At 36.4% G+C, this 21,235-nt stretch carries 17 protein-coding genes and 1 tRNA gene; 6 read left to right on the top strand and 12 right to left on the bottom strand.

The features are described 5' to 3' along the window. Positions 1-5: 5 nt before the first annotated feature. The 3 genes from hppD to ACIR310F_RS27375 all read right to left on the bottom strand — a co-directional run bounded on the left by hppD (position 6) and on the right by ACIR310F_RS27375 (position 2,312). Positions 6-1,076, bottom strand: coding sequence for a 4-hydroxyphenylpyruvate dioxygenase (gene hppD / locus ACIR310F_RS0112990; RefSeq protein ID WP_028084203.1), 1,071 nt, complete (start codon positions 1,074-1,076; stop codon positions 6-8). 76 nt (positions 1,077-1,152) lie between these two features. Beyond that, complete coding sequence (locus ACIR310F_RS0112985) at positions 1,153-1,869, bottom strand: SDR family oxidoreductase (protein ID WP_035367942.1); 717 nt, start codon at positions 1,867-1,869, stop codon at positions 1,153-1,155. A gap of 320 nt (positions 1,870-2,189) precedes the next feature. Continuing rightward, on the bottom strand, positions 2,190-2,312 hold the full coding sequence (locus ACIR310F_RS27375) for a hypothetical protein (RefSeq protein ID WP_269208351.1): 123 nt from the start codon (positions 2,310-2,312) through the stop codon (positions 2,190-2,192). Between the two features lie 375 nt (positions 2,313-2,687). On the opposite strand from ACIR310F_RS27375, the gene ACIR310F_RS22450 reads away from it, so the two are divergent. Beyond that, entirely contained in the window at positions 2,688-4,373 is a 1,686-nt protein-coding gene (locus ACIR310F_RS22450) for a protein kinase domain-containing protein (protein ID WP_051289621.1), read from the top strand. A 13-nt stretch (positions 4,374-4,386) separates the two neighbouring features. Here ACIR310F_RS22450 and ACIR310F_RS0112970 read toward each other — a convergent pair. The 4 genes from ACIR310F_RS0112970 to ACIR310F_RS0112955 all read right to left on the bottom strand — a co-directional run bounded on the left by ACIR310F_RS0112970 (position 4,387) and on the right by ACIR310F_RS0112955 (position 8,896). Continuing rightward, a tRNA-Ser gene (locus ACIR310F_RS0112970) sits at positions 4,387-4,471 on the bottom strand. Positions 4,472-4,530: 59 nt separating this feature from the next. Then, positions 4,531-5,226: a M15 family metallopeptidase gene (locus ACIR310F_RS0112965; protein ID WP_028084201.1), complete on the bottom strand. Its 696-nt coding sequence runs from the start codon at positions 5,224-5,226 to the stop codon at positions 4,531-4,533. A gap of 199 nt (positions 5,227-5,425) precedes the next feature. Next, entirely contained in the window at positions 5,426-7,183 is a 1,758-nt protein-coding gene (argS, locus tag ACIR310F_RS0112960; RefSeq protein ID WP_028084200.1) for an arginine--tRNA ligase, read from the bottom strand. A 261-nt stretch (positions 7,184-7,444) separates the two neighbouring features. Further along, positions 7,445-8,896 (bottom strand): MFS transporter, encoded by a 1,452-nt coding sequence (locus ACIR310F_RS0112955; protein WP_028084199.1) that lies wholly within the window; start codon positions 8,894-8,896, stop codon positions 7,445-7,447. A gap of 56 nt (positions 8,897-8,952) precedes the next feature. Between ACIR310F_RS0112955 and ACIR310F_RS0112950 the strand changes: the two genes are divergently transcribed. Beyond that, positions 8,953-9,468, top strand: coding sequence for a phosphoribosyltransferase (locus ACIR310F_RS0112950; RefSeq protein WP_028084198.1), 516 nt, complete (start codon positions 8,953-8,955; stop codon positions 9,466-9,468). A gap of 16 nt (positions 9,469-9,484) precedes the next feature. On the opposite strand, the gene ACIR310F_RS0112945 is transcribed toward ACIR310F_RS0112950, so the two are convergent. The 4 genes from ACIR310F_RS0112945 to ACIR310F_RS0112930 form a co-directional block, all read right to left on the bottom strand. Beyond that, on the bottom strand, positions 9,485-12,190 hold the full coding sequence (locus tag ACIR310F_RS0112945; protein WP_028084197.1) for a DEAD/DEAH box helicase: 2,706 nt from the start codon (positions 12,188-12,190) through the stop codon (positions 9,485-9,487). 14 nt (positions 12,191-12,204) lie between these two features. After that, a complete protein-coding gene (locus ACIR310F_RS22445) occupies positions 12,205-13,848 on the bottom strand; it encodes a site-specific DNA-methyltransferase (protein ID WP_035367941.1) in 1,644 nt (547 codons plus the stop codon). A 135-nt stretch (positions 13,849-13,983) separates the two neighbouring features. Then, complete coding sequence (locus ACIR310F_RS0112935) at positions 13,984-15,654, bottom strand: AIPR family protein (RefSeq protein WP_028084196.1); 1,671 nt, start codon at positions 15,652-15,654, stop codon at positions 13,984-13,986. A gap of 73 nt (positions 15,655-15,727) precedes the next feature. Then, complete coding sequence (locus ACIR310F_RS0112930; protein WP_028084195.1) at positions 15,728-16,645, bottom strand: AEC family transporter; 918 nt, start codon at positions 16,643-16,645, stop codon at positions 15,728-15,730. A gap of 90 nt (positions 16,646-16,735) precedes the next feature. On the opposite strand from ACIR310F_RS0112930, the gene ACIR310F_RS0112925 reads away from it, so the two are divergent. From ACIR310F_RS0112925 to ACIR310F_RS0112915, 3 genes are all read left to right on the top strand, one after another. Further along, the gene (locus ACIR310F_RS0112925) at positions 16,736-17,533 is read left to right on the top strand and encodes a M15 family metallopeptidase (protein ID WP_028084194.1); all 798 of its coding nucleotides are present in this window, start codon (positions 16,736-16,738) and stop codon (positions 17,531-17,533) included. 299 nt (positions 17,534-17,832) lie between these two features. After that, on the top strand, positions 17,833-18,063 hold the full coding sequence (locus ACIR310F_RS0112920) for a hypothetical protein (protein WP_028084193.1): 231 nt from the start codon (positions 17,833-17,835) through the stop codon (positions 18,061-18,063). Then, entirely contained in the window at positions 18,056-18,469 is a 414-nt protein-coding gene (locus ACIR310F_RS0112915) for a putative toxin-antitoxin system toxin component, PIN family (protein WP_028084192.1), read from the top strand. Before ACIR310F_RS0112920 ends, ACIR310F_RS0112915 begins: the two co-directional genes overlap by 8 nt. Positions 18,470-18,648: 179 nt before the next feature. Here the strand turns inward: ACIR310F_RS0112915 and ACIR310F_RS0112910 are convergent, their stop codons facing one another. Beyond that, entirely contained in the window at positions 18,649-19,725 is a 1,077-nt protein-coding gene (locus ACIR310F_RS0112910) for a PIN/TRAM domain-containing protein (RefSeq protein ID WP_028084191.1), read from the bottom strand. Between the two features lie 256 nt (positions 19,726-19,981). On the opposite strand from ACIR310F_RS0112910, the gene hemW reads away from it, so the two are divergent. Continuing rightward, positions 19,982-21,166 carry a radical SAM family heme chaperone HemW gene (gene hemW / locus ACIR310F_RS0112905; RefSeq protein WP_028084190.1) on the top strand — a complete coding sequence of 395 codons (1,185 nt, stop codon included), beginning with the start codon at positions 19,982-19,984 and terminating at the stop codon, positions 21,164-21,166. Positions 21,167-21,235 lie beyond the last annotated feature (69 nt).

Below are 21,235 nucleotides of genomic sequence, written 5' to 3'. Positions count from 1 at the left end.
ATGTACTAACTGCTAACAAAACCACGTTTAATTTGTTCACGTTCAATGGCTTGAAATAAAGCCATAAAGTTACCTTCTCCAAAACCTTGGGCTAAAAGACGACGTTCAATAAATTCAAAGAAAAAAGTTGGTTGTGAGAAAATTGGTTGGCTGAAAATTTGCAATAATAGTTGTCCTATAGTCGCATCTTCATGCCAGTCTACCAAAATTTCCTGCTGGGCGATCGCTTTTAATTCTTGAGGTGATAGGGAAAATTTATCTCGTTTTTGTAACTGGGAATAGTAATTTTGAGAAACGGAAAGAAAGGATAAACCAGCAGCGCGAAAACAAGCAATTGCATTAACAAGATTTGGTATCAGTAAAGCAATATGTTGAATACCTGCCCCTTTATTCACCTCTATAAATTCCTGAATTTGCGAACTAGGTGACGCTGGTTCATTAATTGGTAATTGGATATTTCCATGGGGAGAAATCATGACCCGACTATGCAAACCAGAACGATCAGTTTTAATTTTAAAACTTTGTTGAGGTTGGAAATCAAAGATGTTTTGATACCAATTAACAGCGGTTTCTAACTCACCAACTCCCACATTCAAAACTAGATGATCAATGGCGGTAATAGCATGATCTACTTGTTCCCCCTTCGCTCTCATCTCTTCCCTGATTTTGTCCTTATTTCTGGTAATTAATGTATGATTCAAACTACCCCAGGCAGCAATTTTAGCATACTTACAAAATCCAGCATTAACCACCGGTTGGAGAACTTTTGCACCATTGCTGATGGCCTTTGCTGTCAATGCTTCCACATCATTAACAACAAAGGCTATATCAGCCACACCAGGAGGATGTTGACGCAAAAATTCAGCCACAGGGCTAGTAGGTAAAATCGGTGAAGAAAGTAAAAAGCATACAGAGCCACTTTTTACTACTTTTGTACAAGTATGCAAGGATTTTTGATGGTGAGAAAGACCTGGAAAAATGCCCTCATTTACTGCTTGAAAACCAAGACAATATACAAACCAATCTCTCCACCTTACTGCATCTTCAACATAGAAGTGAACATGATCAACCAGCATAACTTATTCAAAATCAAGTATTCAAAATCAAGTCTTCAAAATCAAGTATTTATGATCAGCTTTCATCTGTTAGATACTAGAAAAATAAATGGCTCTCAGGTTGAATATTAATTTCCATTGGTATAGCCTGGGGTTCAACCGATAAAGCATAGAAAATCGCATTTGCAGCAGTTTCACAACTGAGCATTTTATTCCGATCTACTTTTAAATTTACCTGATCCCAAAAAGGAGAATCTATTCCCCCAAAGTAAAACAGCGTTATCTTCACTCCAAAGCGTTTCAGTTCTTCTGCTATGGATTTACTAAAACCCACTACACCAAATTTAGAAGCAGAATAAGCCGCAGCCATGGGCATAGAATGTTTACCCAGAATACCGACAACATTACAAATATGACCAGATTTACGTTTTTGCATCTCTTTCGCTGCTGCTTGAGTGGTGTAAAAACAGCCTTTTAAATTCAAATTTAGCATTTTCTCTAAATCTGCTGGTTCAATAGTGTTGTAGGCTTTAAGAATGCCCGCTCCGGCTGCATTTACTAAGACATCAATTTGTCCAAACTGGCTTATTGTCCTTTGGATTAATGTATCTACTTGTTGAGGTTGAGTAATATCAGTGGGAACTATAAGTACATTTCCAGGTTCTCCCGGTAACTCAGTTGCTAATGCTGCTAAATTTTCCGCGTTTCTAGCTGCGAGTACCAACCTCACCCCTGTGGGCGCTAGTTGACGAGTCAGGGTTGCACCAATACCACCAGTAGCACCGACAATGACAATAACTTTATCTTGTAGCATCACACTATTTACATTTCTTCACAGACTATATTTATCATATACAGAACTTAGGCAAAATAGAACGGAAGTAGGGGTTTTCTTCGGAAAAAAACCCCCAAAACTAGTTAATGTCCGGTTTGTCCACATTTATCCGATTTGCGGATGATTTTGATAGTCCCTTACCTAAAGATATTTTCAATGAAAAAATTAGATGCTCCCCAATTAGTGCTGAAGGTTTTATCAACATAGACAGAAAATCATTTCCCAGTCGTGAAGAAAGTAGACATTAAAGATAGAAAAATTTTGATTCAGAGAGGTAAGTATTCAGCTATATAGAACTCCTATTTGATTTTTGATAGCTTGCGTGGCGTAGCCATACAAGAATTAGTAGGTATCAATTCTGTCTTTCTTCCTGTGTTCCCTGTCCCCTGTTCCCTGTTCCCTGACCACACAAGTAAATTCACAGAATCAAACCGGATTCCTATAGCAATTGTTCATGTCCAAATCCCCGACTTCAACAGACAAATTTATCATTTATGGATATAATAAATCAAATGAGTCGGGGATATTATCGCCTCACATGAATTATTATCCAGACAGATTTAATAGAAGCAATCATAGCTCATGAGTTAGTAAAATTGCAACTACAGAAAACCAATCTAGTTTTAAGTTATAAAGTATTTCATATCTGTTTAAATTTTCGTTTTCTTTCTTTAGGTCTTTGCGTCTTTGCGGAATATAAAAATATTCATCTTAGACTTGTGATTTGTGTTTGTATTTTACAGATAAAAGTGCTACAACCTAGTTAATCATCTGCTCATTTAAGATTCAAAAACCCTATGTTAGCAGGCACAATTTTACAGAATGGAAAATATACCATCCTCCAGGAAATAGGGCGGGGCGGATTTGGTGTTACTTTTAAAGCTATGCACCACTATTTAGGTCAAGAAGTGGTAATGAAGACTATCCATGAACACTTGCGACAACACCCCGATTTTCCCAAATTCCAGCGCCAATTTCAAGAGGAAGCCAAAAGATTAGCTACTTGTGTTCATCCTCACATTGTCCGGGTAAGTGACTTTTTTCAGGAAGACAGTCTACCCTATATGGTAATGGAATACATTCCCGGAGAGACTTTAGGTACAGCATTTGTATTACCAGGAATACCCCTACCGGAAGCCACCGCTATTCATTATATCCGCCAAATAGGCGCAGCTTTACAGGTAGTACATCATAACGGGTTACTACACCGAGATGTTAAACCAGATAATATTATTTTGCGTCAAGGAACTCAGGAGGTAGTATTAATTGATTTTGGTATTGCTAGAGAATTTAATGACGGGGCAAAACAGACACACACAAGTTTGGTCAGCGAGGGTTATGCACCCATTGAGCAATATTTAACCCAAGCACCACGCACAGCAGCCACAGATGTTTATGGTTTAGCGGCGACCTTATATGCACTATTAACGGCACAAGTTCCTATACCTGCATTATTGCGCGATCGTGAGAAAATGCCCTCTCCTAATGAACTACAGCCTAATCTCAGCGCGGCTGTTAATGAAGCAGTGATGCGAGGAATGGCTATAGAACCCCAATTTCGGCCTACTACAGTCGCAGAATGGCTACAAATGCTACCGGGAAATGGGTTAAATGTCATATCACCAATTTTACCTACTCAGTCAGTACCTACTATTAATTTATCGGGTTTAAAATCAAAAAATTTACATAAAAAAGTTACTCCTGTTCCCATTTCTACACCATCAATCATCTACAAAGTCCCTGCTATTAAACAAAAAGCAGGTGTACCGAAAGGAGTTATTGGTATGGGTATCGCTTTACTTGCAGCTACAGCAGGCTTTAGCATGATTCGGACATTATCAAAATCTGATTTAGAACCATCACCTAAACCGCTGGTTGAACAAACTACTTACGAATCTAACACACCCAAACCTGTTGTTGAAATATCACCATCACCTGAAAATAAAAATGAAAGTGAAAAGACTCAAACCTCATATTCTAGGGAATCTATACCAGTGCGTAGTTTGAGAAGAAGAAGGAAAAATGTGATTGTTTCTCCAGAACCAACTCCTACTAGTAATAGTAGTAATAGCAGTTATGAAGAAAAAGCACCTCAAGATAACTCTCAACCTAGCCCAACTCCTGATACAACAATAGAGAAATCAACACCAGTTGTTACTCCTTCACCATCTTTAGTGGACACTTTGCGTGAGGCTAAAGAATCGCAGAAAACCCCTCCTCCAGTCCCAAAAAATACCGCACCAGAATCCAATCAAAATCAGGTATTACCCTCATCTTCACCAGAATCTCGTCCCGTAATTATCCCCCAGAAGGAATCTCAACCAGCAAATTCTTCTTCCGTGGAAGTCCCAACCCAAGAAACAAACCAAAATCAAGCACCGGAAAATCAACCGCAAAAGGCAGAAAAACCGCCACAAAAGCTAGAAAAACCACCACAAGATGGGGAAAAACCACCACAAGATGGGGAAAAACCGCCGCAATAAGCGGTCAATTCAACGGAGAGGGGGGGATTCGAACCCCCGTTGAGTTTCCCCAAAACGCATTTCGAGTGCGTCACCATCAACCACTCGGACACCTCTCCAAGAAATTATGATTAATTGCGATTATAGCACAACAAGAAAGAAAATTTCTGTGTGTGTTCTAGGTCAATCTGCCATAACGTGCTGTCATTACACTTTCAGGATGAGATTGATTATATAACCAAGCCCACATTTGATCACCAAAGGAAAAATGCCACCATTCTCTAGGATTACGTTGAAATCCAGCTTTTAACATGACATTGTGCAATAATTGGCGGTGAGTATGGTAGGTTTGATGACTATTAATATAATAATCGGGATGCGATCGCTCGGACATTTCATCAATGGGTGAACCCATATCCACAATTTCCCCGGTATCATTGACTAAGGTAATATCCACCGCAGCACCCGTACTATGGGGAGGAGGGGTATTCATATCCAAACTCGGTACAGCCCAAATTTCATAAACTGCTTCCCAGAGTTCTTCGAGTTGCTGGGGTGACAATTCTGCTGCTGTTAAACCCCGATTTCGCAACGCTTCCCTAAAACTATAATCTACCATAAATTGTTGGATAGCTACGGGACGATAAGCATCGAATATTTGAATGTACCAATGGGGATTTGTAAATTGTAAATAATTTTGCGCCTGAATCAAATTGGAAATTACACTTTCGCGCAAATAATAAGGTGAATGTTCCCCATAATTAGCACCTAACTTTTGATAAGGGTGAGGAGATTCTACCGCAAATAGTTCCAGAGGAATTTTCACTAAAGGTTCACCACATTCAATAATGGGGATTTGGTGGTATGGTCGCATTTTAGTTGTTAGTTTCATGTTGTATAATGTTAGTGTAAATTACAGCGCGTTAATACAAAAATATTTACAATGTATGCGGGCAAGATGCCCGCACCTCCTCGCACCCCCCGCAGCGGGGGGAAGAAAAGGATAAACTTTTAATATTGGAGGGGGTTGGGGGTGGGGTTCTTGTATTTCACCCAACCAATAACCGCTATATCTACATCCTTTCTAATACCTTAATTCCTAACAAAGATAATCCCAACTTGAGAGTTTTTGCAGTTAAATCACATAACATTAACCGCGAAGTTCTAGCAGGTTCTTCAGATTTGAGAACAGGACAATTTTCATAGAACTTGTTAAACTTATCGCTGAGTTGATACAAATAATCACACAAGCGATTTGGTAATAAATCCTGTTCTACTTCCTTAATCACTTCATCAAGTTGCAAGAGATGTTTAGCTAAAGTTAATTCTGCATCTTCTTTGAGTAAGATTTGGCGATTTATTCCCAAGTTAGTAAAATCAATATTCCCTTGACGACTAATACCTTGAATCCTCACATAAGCATAAAGAAGATAAGGGGCTGTATTGCCTTTGAGAGATAACATTTTGTCATAACTAAAGACATAACTACTGGTGCGATTTTGGCTTAAATCAGTATATTTAACCGCACTAATTCCCACTACTTCGGCGACATTTTGGATAAATTCCTCTGTTTCTGTGCGTCCGTCTTCTTGTAATCTCTTTTCTATGTCTGCACGAGCGCGGTTAATAGCTTCATCTAATAAATCTCGTAACCGCACAGTATCCCCAGAACGAGTTTTAAATTTTTTCCCATCTTCACCTAATACTAACCCAAAAGGAACATGAACTAATTCCACATCATCAGGAATCCAATTGGCTTTTTTTGCTACTTGAAAAAATTGGGCAAAATGGTTAGATTGTCCTTCGTCTGTCACATAAACAATCCGCTTGGCTTTATCTTCTTGAATGCGATAACCTAAAGCTGCTAAATCTGTGGTTGCGTAGTTATAACCACCGTCTGATTTTTGCACAATTAACGGTAAAGGATTACCTTCTCTATTTGTAAAACCATCCAAGAAAACACATTTTGCCCCTTGACTTGATTCTAATAATCCCGTTGTTGCTAAATTTTCTACAACTTTTGATAATAAAGGATTATAAAAAGATTCACCTCTTTCTATTAATTGGATATTCAGTAAATCATAAATGATTTTAAATTCCTGTCGAGATTGTTCACATAACAATTTCCAGGCATGAAGCGTATCTTCTGCACCAGCTTGTAATCTCACAACTTCTTGGCGGGAACTTTCTTTAAAAACCGGATCTTCATCAAATCGTTGTTTAGCTTGGCGGTAAAAATTAACTAAATCGCCAATATTTAAAGCATTTGCGGTAGTGAGTGCTTCTGGATAAACTTCCCGCAAATAGGTAATTAACATTCCAAATTGCGTACCCCAATCACCAACATGATTTAATCTTAAAACATCATGACCACAAAATTCTAAAATCCGGGCAATGGAATCACCAATAATCGTAGAACGTAAATGTCCAACGTGCATTTCTTTAGCAATATTCGGGCTAGAAAAATCCACAATTTGCTTTTGGGGATTTGTCGCTTTAGGTATTCCCAATCTAGAATCTAATTGAATGGCGTTAAGTTGTGCTTCTAAATAAGATGTTTGTAATTTGAGGTTAATAAAACCAGGCCCAGCGATTTCTGGGGTTTCACAAATATCAGATATATCTAATTTACTGACAATTTCCCCAGCGATAATTCGGGGTGGCTTTCCTAACTTTTTACTCAAGGATAAAGCTACATTAGCCTGATAGTCACCAAATTTAGGATTACTTGCAGAAACCAAAATTGGATCTGTATTGGTGTAATCTGTACCAAAAGCAGCTACTAAAGCCTGTGTTAATTTTAGTTTTAGTTGTTCTTGTGTAGCGTTCATTATATCAATTGTATCTGCGTCGAAAGTGTTGTCATGCTTGATTATTTTAACTTAAAAATATAATCACTTAAAGATAATTCTGGATATTAAAACAATTATCTCAATAATTATACCATTTCTTTGTGAGCCTGGGCTGAATTTTTGATCTTTTATTTTTTTCTTCTTTTTTCTTTCTTCGCGTCCTTCGCTCCTTCGTGGTTCGTTTCTTATCTAACTTGGTACATCTTGATAGGATAATTGGTATTATAACTGCCTAATGCTTTATATTCTCTCCTGTTTTTCTTGTAGTTTTAGCATTATTTCTGCGTGCATTTCGCGGGTAATGGGATAAAAGTACATTAACACTAAACCTGCTATTAAACAAACAGTTGGTATTGGTCCAACAGCGATACGAATAGCTAAAAGTGCTGATTCTGGTTGTACAGGTAAGGAACTTTGTCCAATAACAGCCTCTTTAAAACCATAAGCTTGTAAAGTATTACCGACTAAAAATAGCCCCAAAGCTAAACCAAATTTTTGCAGTAAAACCATGAAACCATAGAAAATTCCTTCTCGTCTTTGTCCGGTTTGTAATTCATCTAATTCAATAATATCAGGTATCATTGACCAGGGAATTAGATAAGCTGTAGAAACTCCCACACCTGCCATTATAGCCATAACATACATTAAACCAATTTGATCAGGTTGTAAGAAAAATAATCCACCAGCAGCAATAATCCAAGAACTCATTCCTAGAAAATAAACCAGTTTTTTACCAATTTTTTGACTTAAATAACTCCAAATAAATAACATAAATAAAGCCGTTCCTTGAACTGCAATCATCACCGTAGGGACATCTCCCTCTTTAAGTTTCATACAGTTAACGACAAAATAGGGAATAATACTGGCTGTGATTTGCACACCTAACCAAGAAAAAAGATAGATAGCAATTACAAAGAGAAAGGGTTTATTAGTAAAGACGATTTTTAGCTGTTCAAAAAAGGGAATTTCTGCCTCTTTTGGTAATTGTATACGTTTAGCTTCAAAAGCCAAAATGCGATCGCGCACACCATAAACACACCAGTACAAAGATAAAATAGAAATTACAGTACAAATTGCGGCTAAAACTAAATACTGTTGTTGGCGATCGCTAATTTGTGAGAAAATAATTTTTGATAAAATTAATGATAAAATACTGCCACCAATCGAAAACGTAAACCGAAAACTATTTAAGCTAGTCCGTTCATCATAATCTTGAGTTAATTCAGGAGTCATAGCTGTATAAGGCAAATTCACAACGGTATAAAATGCCTGAGATACAATCCCAATAGCTACATAATACCAAAATAAACACCAAACATTAATACTTTTATCCGCAGTAAATTGGGGGACAATCCATTGCAAGAAAAAGAAAACACCAAAAGGAATTGCCCCATATAAAAGCCAAGGTAGACGACGACCCCAGCGCCGGGATTGGGTTTTATCAGTTAGCATTCCCACCATAGGATCATTGATACCATCCCAAATTTTGCCAATCATCAAAATACTACCTGCCAAACCTGCTGAAATTCCGGCTACATTAGTAAAGAAAACCATCATGTAAAAGACAGCAATATTTGCAGTAATAGCAGGACCCAAATCTCCAGCACCATAAGCTAGTTTGGTTTTTAAATCTAATTTTTTACTGGTTAGCGATTGGTGAAAATCCTTATTATCGGAATTATCCTTAACCATAAATTACACCCATCTTAGTTGACAATTGATAATTATTAGCACACTTTTTTAATCCTATGTCAGACCTTTACATTTCTTGGCCAGATTATCACCACAAAATTGAACAATTAGCCGTTAAAATTTATCAATCAGGCTGGGAATTTAACCAAATTGTCTGTTTAGCTAGGGGAGGACTGCGTGTAGGAGATATTCTTTCCCGTATCTACAATCAACCTTTGGCAATTTTATCTACTTCATCTTACAGCGACATGGGTAAACAAGAGAGAAATAATTTACTTATTTCCCGTCAATTAACCATGACTAGTGAAAATTTAGGTTCGCGGATTTTGCTTGTAGATGATTTAGTAGATTCTGGTGTCACTATTCAGAAAATAGTTCCGTGGTTATACTCCTATGGACAATCCTCCATTGCAGAAATCCGCACCGCTGTAATTTGGTATAAAGCTTGTTCTGTTGTTGTTCCAGATTACTATACTGATTATCTGCCCGATAATCCTTGGATTCATCAACCTTTTGAACATTACGAATATATTAGTCCTTCCGAACTAGAGAAAAAGATGAGTCAACGATGATAATTCTTATCATCTGTTACTTTGTTTGAAAGCGATCGCTTAAACCTGTGAGAGTCATATTTTGGGCGATCGCATCATGGGGTATCAACACATAAACCCAAGGCTTACCATTGTGTTGTAGCATATAGTTAGACGCATTTTGACACCATTTAACGGCTACATCCTTCTTAGCAACCACTTGAGGATTATCTATTTCATCTCGATTTTTAGGTTCAAGTATATAGATAATTTCTGCTGTTTCTGCTACAAAATCGGGTTGATATTCTAAATAATTTCCATCCCATTTGTAATAAATCTGAAATTGTCCTCTTGCTGGTTTAAACCATTTAATTGCATCTCGTTCCAAAATTATAGATAATACCCTTTCTGCTTCTGACTGAAATTTTTGTTCTTGATAAAGGCATTTAGAAAACCCTGTAAACAGATATTTGGACATATTGCTTTTATCTGGAGGCGAGGTTCTATAATCTAAATAATGCTTCGTATTTGTGGTATATGCACTCTCTTTTAAGGATGTAAAACCTTTGCTAATTTCGTATTTGTACTCAACCTTATCATCTTCCCAGAAATGTTTGATCATCTGGTTATGGACAACATTAGCAATCTCAATTTGGTAATAATATAAAACTTTCTGTGTCTCTTCTTCTGATAAGTAAGTGAGAAAATGACTAATAACCTGACTTGCTAAATCATAAAGTAAATCAGCATTTTCATCATAACAAATATCATCAAAATTAACTAAGTTTTTGACAATATAGTTTTCTAACTGAAATTCTTCAGAATTGTCTGTTTTGATTTCTAAAGACGTAAAATCATCCGTTGCTAAAGATTGGATATATAATTCTTTTTTGGATGGAACACGATAATTTAAATCTGTCACATCTAAAGCAAAAGACCTAAAACCTGATTTTACTTCCCCTTGGGGAACAACAATAATTTTGGGAATATCAATGGTTTGTTGAATAACTAAATTAGTGGTTTTAGCAACAATATCTGCAATATTTGGTGGTGTATTTACCCCTTCAATTTCTAATTGTTCTGGTTGATATTCTCTAGCTACAGCTTCCCGCACTATTGATTGAACTTTTGGTGTTGAAAGATAGGAGATAGTTGGTACTTTTTCCGGCTGATTTTCTAACTTTTGAATTTCTTGGTAAGTCAGGTTTGCAATCTTTTGTTCGATGGTAGATGCAAATATAGATGTTTGAATATTTTGGTTTTCTGTTTCTGGAATAGTTATATTTTGTACACTCTTTTGTTCCGTCGTGATTCCTAAAGTTTGGGCAAGTTTTGACTGTGAAACTACTGTTTTATTTTTTTGTTCTAACTCTTCAGGTGTGAGAATAATTTGTTGCAATCTAATTTCTGATTCTGGGCGTTTTGCTTCTTCCACAATTTCTTGAAATTTATCATGGGCAACAATATTTAAACGATCTACAATAGTGATACCTGTACGCTTTCCATAAGGTAAACGTAATCCTCTACCAATTGATTGTTTAATCAAAATTTGCGAATTTGCGGCTCTTAAAGGGACAATAGTATATAAATTAGTAACATCCCAACCTTCTTTTAACATATTTACATGAATAACTATTTCTGTTGGTTCATCTGGATGTTCTACTTTTAGCAATTTTTCTACCATTTCATCTTCTTGAGATCCTGTTTTACTAGAATCAACCTGAATGACTTTATCTTTATAGAACCCTGCTGCAAATTCATCAGATTTAATCAGTTCTAAAAGTTGTGTAGCATGGGTAGTATCACGAGCAATAACCAGCATAAATGGCTTAACAATTGGCTTTCCTGTTTGGAGAGCATAAATTTTTAATTCAGCTTTAATATTTTCGTGCAGATAAATTCCATCTTCTAATTTGATTTGTTCAATTGCTGCTGGTGATAAACTGGCAGGATTAAAATCTTTACGAGTAACAACAGCAGGATCTTTAACAAAACCATCTGTAATGGCTTTTCCTAAAGAATATTCATAGATAACATTTTGAAAATATACTGGTTTTTTACTGGTTTCTATAGAAGGTGTAGCTGTGAGTTCTAAACCCATTAATGGTTTTAATTCATTAATTGCTCGAATACCTGCTGAAGCTCGATATCGGTGCGATTCGTCCATTAAAATTACCAGGTCTTTTAACTGGGAAAGATAATCAAAATAACTTTCACCAATATATTCAGATAATCTTTTGATTTTCGGACTTTTACCACCGCGCACTTCAGAATTAATTTTTGAGATGTTAAAAATATTGATTTTGCAGGGAATTTGTGGATCTAAAATTGTTCTCGCATTGGTTTCATAGTTTTCACCTGTGATAATAATTGGTGAATTGATTGCAAATTCAGAAATACCCGTAAATACATATTTGGGATTATTAGGTGTAAAATCTGTAATTAGTTTATTATAAATTGTTAAATTAGGTGCTAAAACAAAGAAATTTTTGATGTCATAAGCTAGATGTAAATAACTAATAAAAGCCCCCATTAATCGAGTTTTACCGACACCTGTAGCTAGTGCAAAACATAGTGATGGAAATTCTCTTTCAAAATCTGTAACTGTAGGAAACTCTTGATTAATTTTCGCCAAACTTGTTTCTATATCTGATTGTTCATTGATAGGTAAAATTTCACAAACCCGATCTAAAATTTCTAATGATTTTCGTTGAGGTTGTCTGAGACTGAGACGATGAGCAATGTTATTAACGATGTTATTCATTGTATGTTATCCATTTAAAATAGTGATTGTTGTATATGCTGTTGTTGTGGTTTTTGTGGTGATGGTTGTTCAATTTTTGGAGGTGCTTTAGGCAGATTTTCGGTTTTTAAACTGTAATCATCATGACCCCATTCACAGCGTGAAAGTATTTGTTGAGGAATTTTTTTGATCGTCAGATTTGGGAAGATATCAACTTTGGCACGAAAGGCACTACATAAAACTAATAATGTGCGTTCTTGTCCTACTTCATCAGCAAGTTGAGATAATTGTTCATGACTAAGATTTTGGGTAGTGACATAAATAAAATCTCGTTCTGTAGAATATCCATGTTGCCAATAAAATGTATCTGATGGTGAGTATGTAAACCCTTCAATTTTACAGAGCGCTTCCGCTAACATGGCGGGGTTATATTCTTTATTAATTACCCAGTTACCCCATTTATCTTTTTCTAATAATGATGGTGCAAGGCGATAATAACGAAATCCGCCGCCACCTTTCCAGTTAACAGTTTGGGTAATACCTCCTTTATCTTCACCATCAATTACTTTTTTGAGTCGGGGAATAATATGTGTATGACAATGTTCGCCTAGTTCTATCATTATCCAGCGTCTTCCCATTTTTTGTGCAACTGCGCCTGTTGTTCCTGAACCTGCAAAGGAGTCTAATACTAAATCACCAGGATTTGTTGCTATGTGAATAATTCGGTGCAATAGTCTTTCTGGCTTGGGTGTATCAAACGCCTTGTCTTTACCAAAAAGTATGTGCATCTCCTTTTTAGCTTCATCTGTATGACCAGTTTCTTCATGATTCCACCAAGTATTTGGGACGATATTAGATGCTTCTTTTAAGTATTGTTTAAAAGATGGTTTGCCATCTCCTGATTTTCCGAAATAAGCTAATCCAGATTTTACTATTTCCAGCCATTGGTCTTCAGTTCGAGACCAACATCTTCCTGGAGGAGGTAAGTGAATTTTCCCTGTTGGTGTTGTAATTGGATAAGAGAGATTAGGACGGATATTAGGAGCATCCCACGGAATAGCTCGCCAAGACCCATTAGGATCATTATCAGGATTTGTATATTGCCCAGCTTGCTCTTCGTTCCTAGACAATCTATTGCGTATTTTTTTCCATTTTTCTGGGTTTTGTGCGTAAACTAATATGGAGTTATGTGATAGTGAGAGACTTGCATCATTAGACCGAGAATATCTATTTTGCCAAACTACATTTGCTATAAAATTTCTTCTTCCAAAAATCTCATCACACATTACTTTTAAATAATGTGCTTCATTGTCATCAATGGTAATCCAAATAGAACCATCTTCAGATAATAAAGTACGCAGAATTTCTAGACGATCTCGCATTAAACCAAGCCAGATACAATGCTCAACTCCATCATCATAATGTTCAAAAGCTGAACCTGTATTATAGGGAGGATCAATAAAAATACATTTAACTTTTCCTGTAAATTCCTGTTCTAAAGCCTTGAGGGCTAACAAGTTATCCCCAAAAATTAAGCGATTATCAAAAATATCATTTTCACTGACTCGATGTGTAGCATGATAAGATTTTTCAGCATCTTCTAATAAAATTCGCGGTTCTAACTTGGGGCGAATTTCTTTACCTATCCATGTTAATTCTAGTCTCTGTTTTTTAGTCATAATTAGGGTTTGCTTTTATCGGAAAATCAAATTTTAAAGGTTAATTTAATATTAAAAATATTATAAACCATTATTTGATGTTTGTCATTAACTGGCTGATAATTAAATTAATGCTTATATACTGATAATTTGAGTTTAAGAATTATTTTGTGCTAATTCTTGCATTACTTTAGTCATTAATTGTTGAACATCCGTTAAACTCCTAAAAATAGCAAGATAGCCTTTTTCATCACTAGCAAACTGAGATTCAGCAAGAGTATAAATTAACTCAGCAAGTTCTATACCAACATTGGAAAACTCAGTCATATCATCTTGAGATAAATTAACCTCCGGTTTATTGATTAAAGATTTATAGCGTCTTGATAAAATATTCAATATAAATAATCTACCATGTTGATAGAAATTTTTACGTCGAGTTTCTGTTTCTGCTTTGCGAGAATCTTCAAAAATCTGATCAAGATATTGAAATATACGCACATAACGACAAAGTGTAATTCCTGAAAGTTCATTACTAAAAAGTGTAGAATAATGATCCTTATACAAAAGATTCAAGTTTTTCTTAGCTGCAACAATTATTTCAGCATTACCACTAAAACAAGCAAGTGCTATTGCAGCTTGTTCAATGGTAATAGCATCTTGATTATCTGCTGATGGACGATATTGATAAACAATATTTGATACCATACATTCTTGCCGCAACCGTTCCTGATTGGGATCTAATGCTGCAAAATAAATATCACGGACTGTATTTTGTGTATTTCTCGCTTTGGTAATTTCTATACCTATAGTATCTGATTGTGTGCCTACTTCAATGATGGTAACTAATAATTTTGCATTGGGAGATATTGCACCATTGTCATTAAATACAGATGCAATAGATCCCACTGTTTGCGCTCCATTGACTACGGAAAAACCCTCTAAAGTAAATTTAGTTGAGTCCTGATTGTGTCCAGATGGTAAACTAACTTTTGCACAAGTAATAGTTAATCCATTATTGAGATAAAAAAGTTCTAATGGTTGTTCTTTAACAGTTTGAGCAATTGCTTCATTAACATCTTGTGTACCCAGATAATAACGGATATTTCTCTCGAATAATAATTTATTATGCTGTTTATATAAATCTGCTAGTTCAGCAGCATTAACTAATCCATAAAAAGCTCTACGTTTATGTTCTAAACAATGCCATTTTTCTAATGTTAATTTAACTTCAATAGGTGCATTTTCTTGTTTTGCTGTCAACCAGCGATAAATATTTTCAAAATTCAAATCTCGCCATTCAAAACGCGAATCAAATTGATTGAGTTCATCTTTTAATTGATTGAGATCATTAACTACATGAGTTCCCAAACTATCATCTAAATATATATTACAACCAACTATTTTGACTCCATTTCTGTCTAAAGCATCTTCAACATCATGCTGTAAGCGTGAAAAACTGGAATTAAATTTTTGAAACCGTTTATGGACAAGATCCCTAATTCCATCACAGAATTTCTTATTATCACCCATATTTGGGGCTTTCCCCGCTTTAGCCTGTACTAACCAAAGCCGATTATTAACCCGATCAAAATAAACTGCATCAATACCATTATCATCTCCTCCATTGATAATCGAGTGAGCAGCTTGAGAAGGAGTAAGATCAGCAAGATTAGCGATCGCAAATGCAGCCAAAGAACGACTTAAACGATTTTTATCATGTTGTTCTGGTGTCCAATTTCTCTCAAGTTCAGGGATCATGGGAAAATAATCCTGTTTTAGCACTTCAATAATTTGGGTTTTTTGGGCTTTAGTATTCGGCTTTGACATTTTTAGACATTGAGCGATTAGAATTGTTTTTAATATATCATCCCAGAATTAGGTACAGGTAGGATACTTATTTTCAAAACAGCCATAACCAAAGAGGGAGTGTAAATAACAAGACTATAATGCCCATTGCTAAAGCGGTGACAGCCAAATCACGATCTAAATCAAAGGTTTCTGCTATTACCAGTGTAGCTAAAGCTGGAGGCATGGCCATTTGCAAAACTATCACCTGCGCTGCTTTACCAGTGACACCAAAAAGAGAGAGGGTACTACCTAAAATCAGGGGAACTAGTACCATTTTAATGAAGATGCTACTCCCCGCTTGTGGTAATTTAGTCCAGGATTTTAATTGTGAAAGTCTCATACCAATTAACATTAAGGATAAAGCTACTGTACTCCAAGCCAATTTTTCTAACAAAAATACTACTGACTCAGGAAGCGCGACTTGACGCAACAGTAAACCAAATCCAAAACTCCACAGTGCGGGGTTAATAAAAATTACCTTTGCTACTTGGATGCGATTTTGGATATTATTGCCGAATTTAGCAGCTAAAACCACACCTAAACCATAAGCGCCAAAGAGTGAGCCTAACATATCATAAAATAAAGCCCAGGCAAAATATTCTTTACCTACCATTGCTAAAGTTATGGGAAAACCCAGATAACCTGTATTACCTACCATGGCTGCTAAAATCAAAATACCTTGAGTTGTAGCCGGGGGAACTGAATGAGTAAAATAGGCTTGGGCTTTGATTCTTAACCAAGCTAATAATGCCCCCAAAAAGATTGCAAAATAAGCTATTATCGGTGCAATCCAAATCTGCCCTGATAAATCTGTTTCTAATAAAAACCCAATAATACTGATAGGTACTCCCACCCAATAGAGAAACCGACCTATGGAAATGGAAGCACTACCGGGTAATTTACGTCCTAGTATAAATCCTATCAGGATTAATCCCACTAATCGGAGATATAGTTCTAAAATATCTATCAAAATTACACCTAAAATAATTAAGAATTAAAAATGCAAAAAACTTTTGTCTTTTACCTTCTTTAACCATTAAACACAAATAGGAGCAAAAACTTGAATAAAGCTGGGTTTCCCAAAAAACCACACAATTCCTCTCCTCATTCTGATGATGATATTCCCATAGCCCTACGTGATAATTCTGATTATATAAAGAGTATAAAATTAAAACCGCAAATTGCGATCATCAGTGGATTTGCCGGATTTTTGCTGCTGGCTGTCTCTAGTGGTTTTTTGTTTTCTCTGACAACACCTAAGCAAACTCCCAATTCCGTGCCGGAAGCGATTAGCTCTACATCAGTAGCTAATAATACTCCTGCTAAGGATGATACAGTCTTGGGACATTTCCCATATTCAGAAGCACCAGAGTCAGAATTAGCCCCAATTACGGCTGACAATAGGATTAGAATGCGAAAATCTGCTGCTGTCAAATTTCAAGCCATGGTACAAGCGGCTAGGAGTGCGGGTGTAATTTTAGTGCCAATTTCTGGCTTTCGTTCCGTGCAAGAGCAAAAGCAGTTATTTTTTGATATTGGCGCACAACGTAACCAAACCCCAGCAAAAAGAGCGTCTCTGAGCGCACCTCCTAATCATAGTGAACATCATACAGGCTATGCTGTAGACATTGGCGATGGTGCAGTACCAGCCACTAATTTACAAGCCAATTTTGAGAATACTCAAGCTTATCAGTGGTTACAAGCCAATGCTGCCAGATTTAGTTTTGAAATTTCCTTTCCTAAGGATAACATTCAAGGTGTGAGTTATGAACCTTGGCATTGGCGTTTTGTGGGTGATAGTGATAGTTTAGAAACATTTTATAAAGCCAAAAATATCAAACCTACAAAAACACCATAAATGGAGATTTACTATAGTTAAGGAAGCGATCGCCTTGTAAACTAATATAATCTATAATCTTGCCAATCTTTAAACTTATTTGACAAAGATTTTGGTAGAGGACAAATAAAAGAAACCAGTTCTTCTATTTGTCTATGTTGATTATAAATAGCAACAGTGACAGGTAGAAATTTAGATATTTATACGAAAAATAATTAACTCGTGTTGCAAATATTTATATTTATATTTATTTGCAGGGCGATCGCAGCAATCGCCCTGCTTTGATATAATAGTATAAATACTATCAACAAGTCTTGACCATGCAGATTAGTGAAGAAATTACAATCAAAGTGAGTCCTAACGTTGCTCAAGCCTATCAAAAAGCAACAGAACGGAAAAAGCAATCTTTGGCGGCGCTTGTTAGTTTATTTTTACGAGAGGATCTGAATGAGGAAGTTGATTTTCTTGGTAAATTGATGGATGAAATTAGTGATAGAGCAGTTTCCAGAGGCTTGACACCGGAAATTTTGGAGACAATTCTGAATGAATAATCTTCCTAAATATGTCTTAGATACCAATATTATTGTTAGTGCTTTTTTATTTAAAAAGAGTCAACCCCGTCAAGCTTTAGATAAAGCTCGGCATGAGGGAAATATTTTGATGTCTGAGGCGATTTGGCAAGAAATAATAGACGTTTTGAGCAGACCAAAGTTTGAAAAGTATGTTACTCTAATTGAGAGAGAATTTTTTCTAGATTGGTTGGCAGAATCATTAAATTTTATCGAAATTAGGGATACTATTGTTGCTTGTCGAGATGCTAAGGATGATAAATTGTTAGAGTTAGCTGTTAATGGCAATGCAGAATTAATCGTCAGTGGAGATGAAGATTTGTTAATTTTGAATCCTTTTCAAGAAATTGCTATTGTGACAGTTAGACAATTTTTAGAGATGGAATAATCTGGGTTGATATTGGGTTTCGTTTATTCAACCAACCCAAAAGCGATCGCTTGAGTAAATATGATGTAGGATGGGTCAGAATCAAGAATCTGTTTATTTACATGATTTATGTAGTCTGACACACCATACTATTACTATATTTATTTATGGTTTTGTGGAAGCGATTGCTACTTTATGCTTTACGCTAAGGCAGAAGCTTGGGGTTTGGCAAAAATCATCCTCCCAGCGGAAGTTTGTAAAGCGCTGGTGACTACTACCCGTAATTCACCACCCACATAAGGACTACCTTCTTCCACTACTACCATTGTACCATCATCTAAATAACCAATTCCTTGACTTGGTTCTTTACCTTCTTTGAGAATTTTCAAATCAAGATTATCACCAGGTAAATAAGTTGGTCTGACGGCATTTACTAAATCATTAACATTCAAAACCGGGACTTTTTGCACACTAGCAACCTTTGATAAGTTATAATCATTAGTCAGTAATGTCCCATTAATTTCCTGAGCAAAACGGACTAATTTAGCATCAACGTTGGGTGTGTCCTCATAATCCACAGGGTTAATTACAATACGTTCCGGGTAAGTTTCTCGAATGCGGTTGAGGATTTCTAGTCCTCTTCTGCCCCTGACCCGTTTTTGGTCTTTAGTAGCATCAGCTACTTGCTGTAATTCCTGTAAAACAAATTGGGGAACAAGAATTAACCCCTCTAAAAATCCCGTTTCTAGTAGTGTTTCAATGCGGCCATCTATAATACAGCTAGTATCTAAAACTTTGGTATTAGCAGGTTTAAGAGTTCCTTCTACTACCATACTTTCTACCGTATTGGGGTTAATTAATCTTAACAAACCCCGTCCATGGGTATCGGCCAAGTTCATGCCTGTAACAGAGAGGATAATACTGCCAACAACAGCTACAAGGGGTTTAATAAAGCTAAAATCTGGAGGAATGGGTAGTAAAAATAGAGGTGCTAACATCAAGTTAGCTAATAGTAGCCCAATTATTAAGCCAATGGAACGGGTTAAAATCACTTCCAGAGGCATTTCCCGGACTTGTGATTCTAAACGACGGTATGTAGTTTGGAAACTTAGCCCTACAGCACCGCCAATAATGGCAGCAAAGACGGCTATAACTAAGCGTAAGGCCTCTACATTCGTGACTCCATTAAGAGTACCTGGGGAGAGTAGATCAGTGCTGAAATAACCTATCCCCGACGCTGCTAAGATAAATGAGAGAATAATAAAGACATCCAGCATGGTGGTGTTGTGTTCCTACAACGGTATTTATTTGATAAAGTAAAGTATGCTTGCTTCTATCCTGTTGGGTAAATTCAGAAATATGAAATTATATTATCTGATCAGACCGAGGAAATATGCCAACATTATAACTAAAGAGTTTTAACTGCATATTATTTTTATTTTTAGGCAAAAATGCCAAAATTTTGGCAACAGACTCCTCCCGATTCATGATTTTTAATATTTAAATCATATTCACCTCACAATTTTTAAAAGAATGAGTCAACAAAATACTGGTTGGGAAATTCCTCGTTCTGCTTATGTACATATTCCCTTTTGTCGGCGACGGTGTTATTATTGTGATTTTCCCGTATTCGTGGTAGGCGATCGCTCGCGGGGTGAAAATTCTGGGACAATTAGCGAATATGTGGAATTTTTATGTCAAGAAATCAGAATTGCGCCGGTTTATGGTCAACCCTTAGAAACAATTTTTTTTGGCGGTGGTACTCCTTCGCTGTTATCAACAGAACAGTTACAATGTATATTAACAACCTTAGAAAAGCGGTTTGGGATCACATCTAGGGTAGAGATATCTATGGAAATCGATCCAGGAACGTTTGATTTAGCACATATCGCTGGTTATTGCAGCTTAGGAGTAAATCGCGTAAGTTTGGGTGTACAAGCTTTCCAAGCAGAATTGTTGAAAACCGCAGGGCGATCGCATACACTGATAGATATTATTACAGCTATAGAGTTAATCCATAAAGTCGAGATTCCCGAATTTAGTTTAGACTTAATTTCCGGCTTACCGCACCAGAGTTTAGAATCATGGCAAGATTCCTTAACTCAAGCTATAGCAGCCGCACCAACCCACATTTCCGTCTATGATCTTACCATTGAACCGGGAACAGTCTTCAACCGTTATTATCGGCCGGGAGATCATCCCCTACCCACAGATGAAACCACAGTTAAAATGTATCATCTAGGGCATAAAATGTTAACACAGGCCGGTTACGAACATTACGAAATTTCCAATTATGCCCAACCAGGACACCAATGTAAACATAATCGAGTCTACTGGGAAAATCGTCCTTATTATGGTTTTGGTATGGGTGCAGCCAGCTATACTCAAGGTAAACGCTTTACCCGTCCCCGCAAAACCCAGGAATATTACCAATGGTTAAAAGCTGGTGCTGTCATGGATTGTCCAGTCACTTCTGCAAATGATATTTTATTAGAAACTTTAATGCTAGGACTACGGTTAGCGGAAGGAGTTAATTTAAATTCCCTAGCCGCTAAATTTGGTAATCATCAAGTTGAGAAAATTCAAAGCTGTTTGCAACCATACTTTGATAAAGGTTGGGTAAAAATTGTTAAAGATAGGTTACGCTTTAGCGATGCCGATGGTTTTATATTTTCTAACGTCATGTTGGCGAAATTGTTTGAAAAATTGGCAGAATAAGTCGAAGAGTATAAGTAGGTAAAAGGGAAAAACCCGACATTAAGTAACGAAAAGTAAAGTTTGTAACCT

This window comes from Dolichospermum circinale AWQC310F, from assembly GCF_000426925.1.
In the GTDB taxonomy this organism is placed as follows: Bacteria; Cyanobacteriota; Cyanobacteriia; order Cyanobacteriales; family Nostocaceae; genus Dolichospermum; species Dolichospermum circinale.
Note: the sequence above shows the minus strand (reverse complement) of the source record. Positions and strands in the feature narration are given on the sequence as shown.

Bases quoted from the DNA above. Each gene is read 5' to 3' on its own strand.
- hppD (WP_028084203.1), bottom strand. From the start codon at position 1,076: ATGCTGGTTGATCATGTTCACTTCTATGTTGAAGATGCAGTAAGGTGG.
- ACIR310F_RS0112985 (WP_035367942.1), bottom strand. From the start codon at position 1,869: ATGCTACAAGATAAAGTTATTGTCATTGTCGGTGCTACTGGTGGTATT.
- ACIR310F_RS22450 (WP_051289621.1), top strand. From the start codon at position 2,688: ATGTTAGCAGGCACAATTTTACAGAATGGAAAATATACCATCCTCCAG.
- ACIR310F_RS0112965 (WP_028084201.1), bottom strand. From the start codon at position 5,226: ATGCGACCATACCACCAAATCCCCATTATTGAATGTGGTGAACCTTTA.
- argS (WP_028084200.1), bottom strand. From the start codon at position 7,183: ATGAACGCTACACAAGAACAACTAAAACTAAAATTAACACAGGCTTTA.
- ACIR310F_RS0112955 (WP_028084199.1), bottom strand. From the start codon at position 8,896: ATGGTTAAGGATAATTCCGATAATAAGGATTTTCACCAATCGCTAACC.
- ACIR310F_RS0112950 (WP_028084198.1), top strand. From the start codon at position 8,953: ATGTCAGACCTTTACATTTCTTGGCCAGATTATCACCACAAAATTGAA.
- ACIR310F_RS0112945 (WP_028084197.1), bottom strand. From the start codon at position 12,190: ATGAATAACATCGTTAATAACATTGCTCATCGTCTCAGTCTCAGACAA.
- ACIR310F_RS22445 (WP_035367941.1), bottom strand. From the start codon at position 13,848: ATGACTAAAAAACAGAGACTAGAATTAACATGGATAGGTAAAGAAATT.
- ACIR310F_RS0112935 (WP_028084196.1), bottom strand. From the start codon at position 15,654: ATGTCAAAGCCGAATACTAAAGCCCAAAAAACCCAAATTATTGAAGTG.
- ACIR310F_RS0112920 (WP_028084193.1), top strand. From the start codon at position 17,833: ATGCAGATTAGTGAAGAAATTACAATCAAAGTGAGTCCTAACGTTGCT.
- ACIR310F_RS0112915 (WP_028084192.1), top strand. From the start codon at position 18,056: ATGAATAATCTTCCTAAATATGTCTTAGATACCAATATTATTGTTAGT.
- ACIR310F_RS0112910 (WP_028084191.1), bottom strand. From the start codon at position 19,725: ATGCTGGATGTCTTTATTATTCTCTCATTTATCTTAGCAGCGTCGGGG.
- hemW (WP_028084190.1), top strand. From the start codon at position 19,982: ATGAGTCAACAAAATACTGGTTGGGAAATTCCTCGTTCTGCTTATGTA.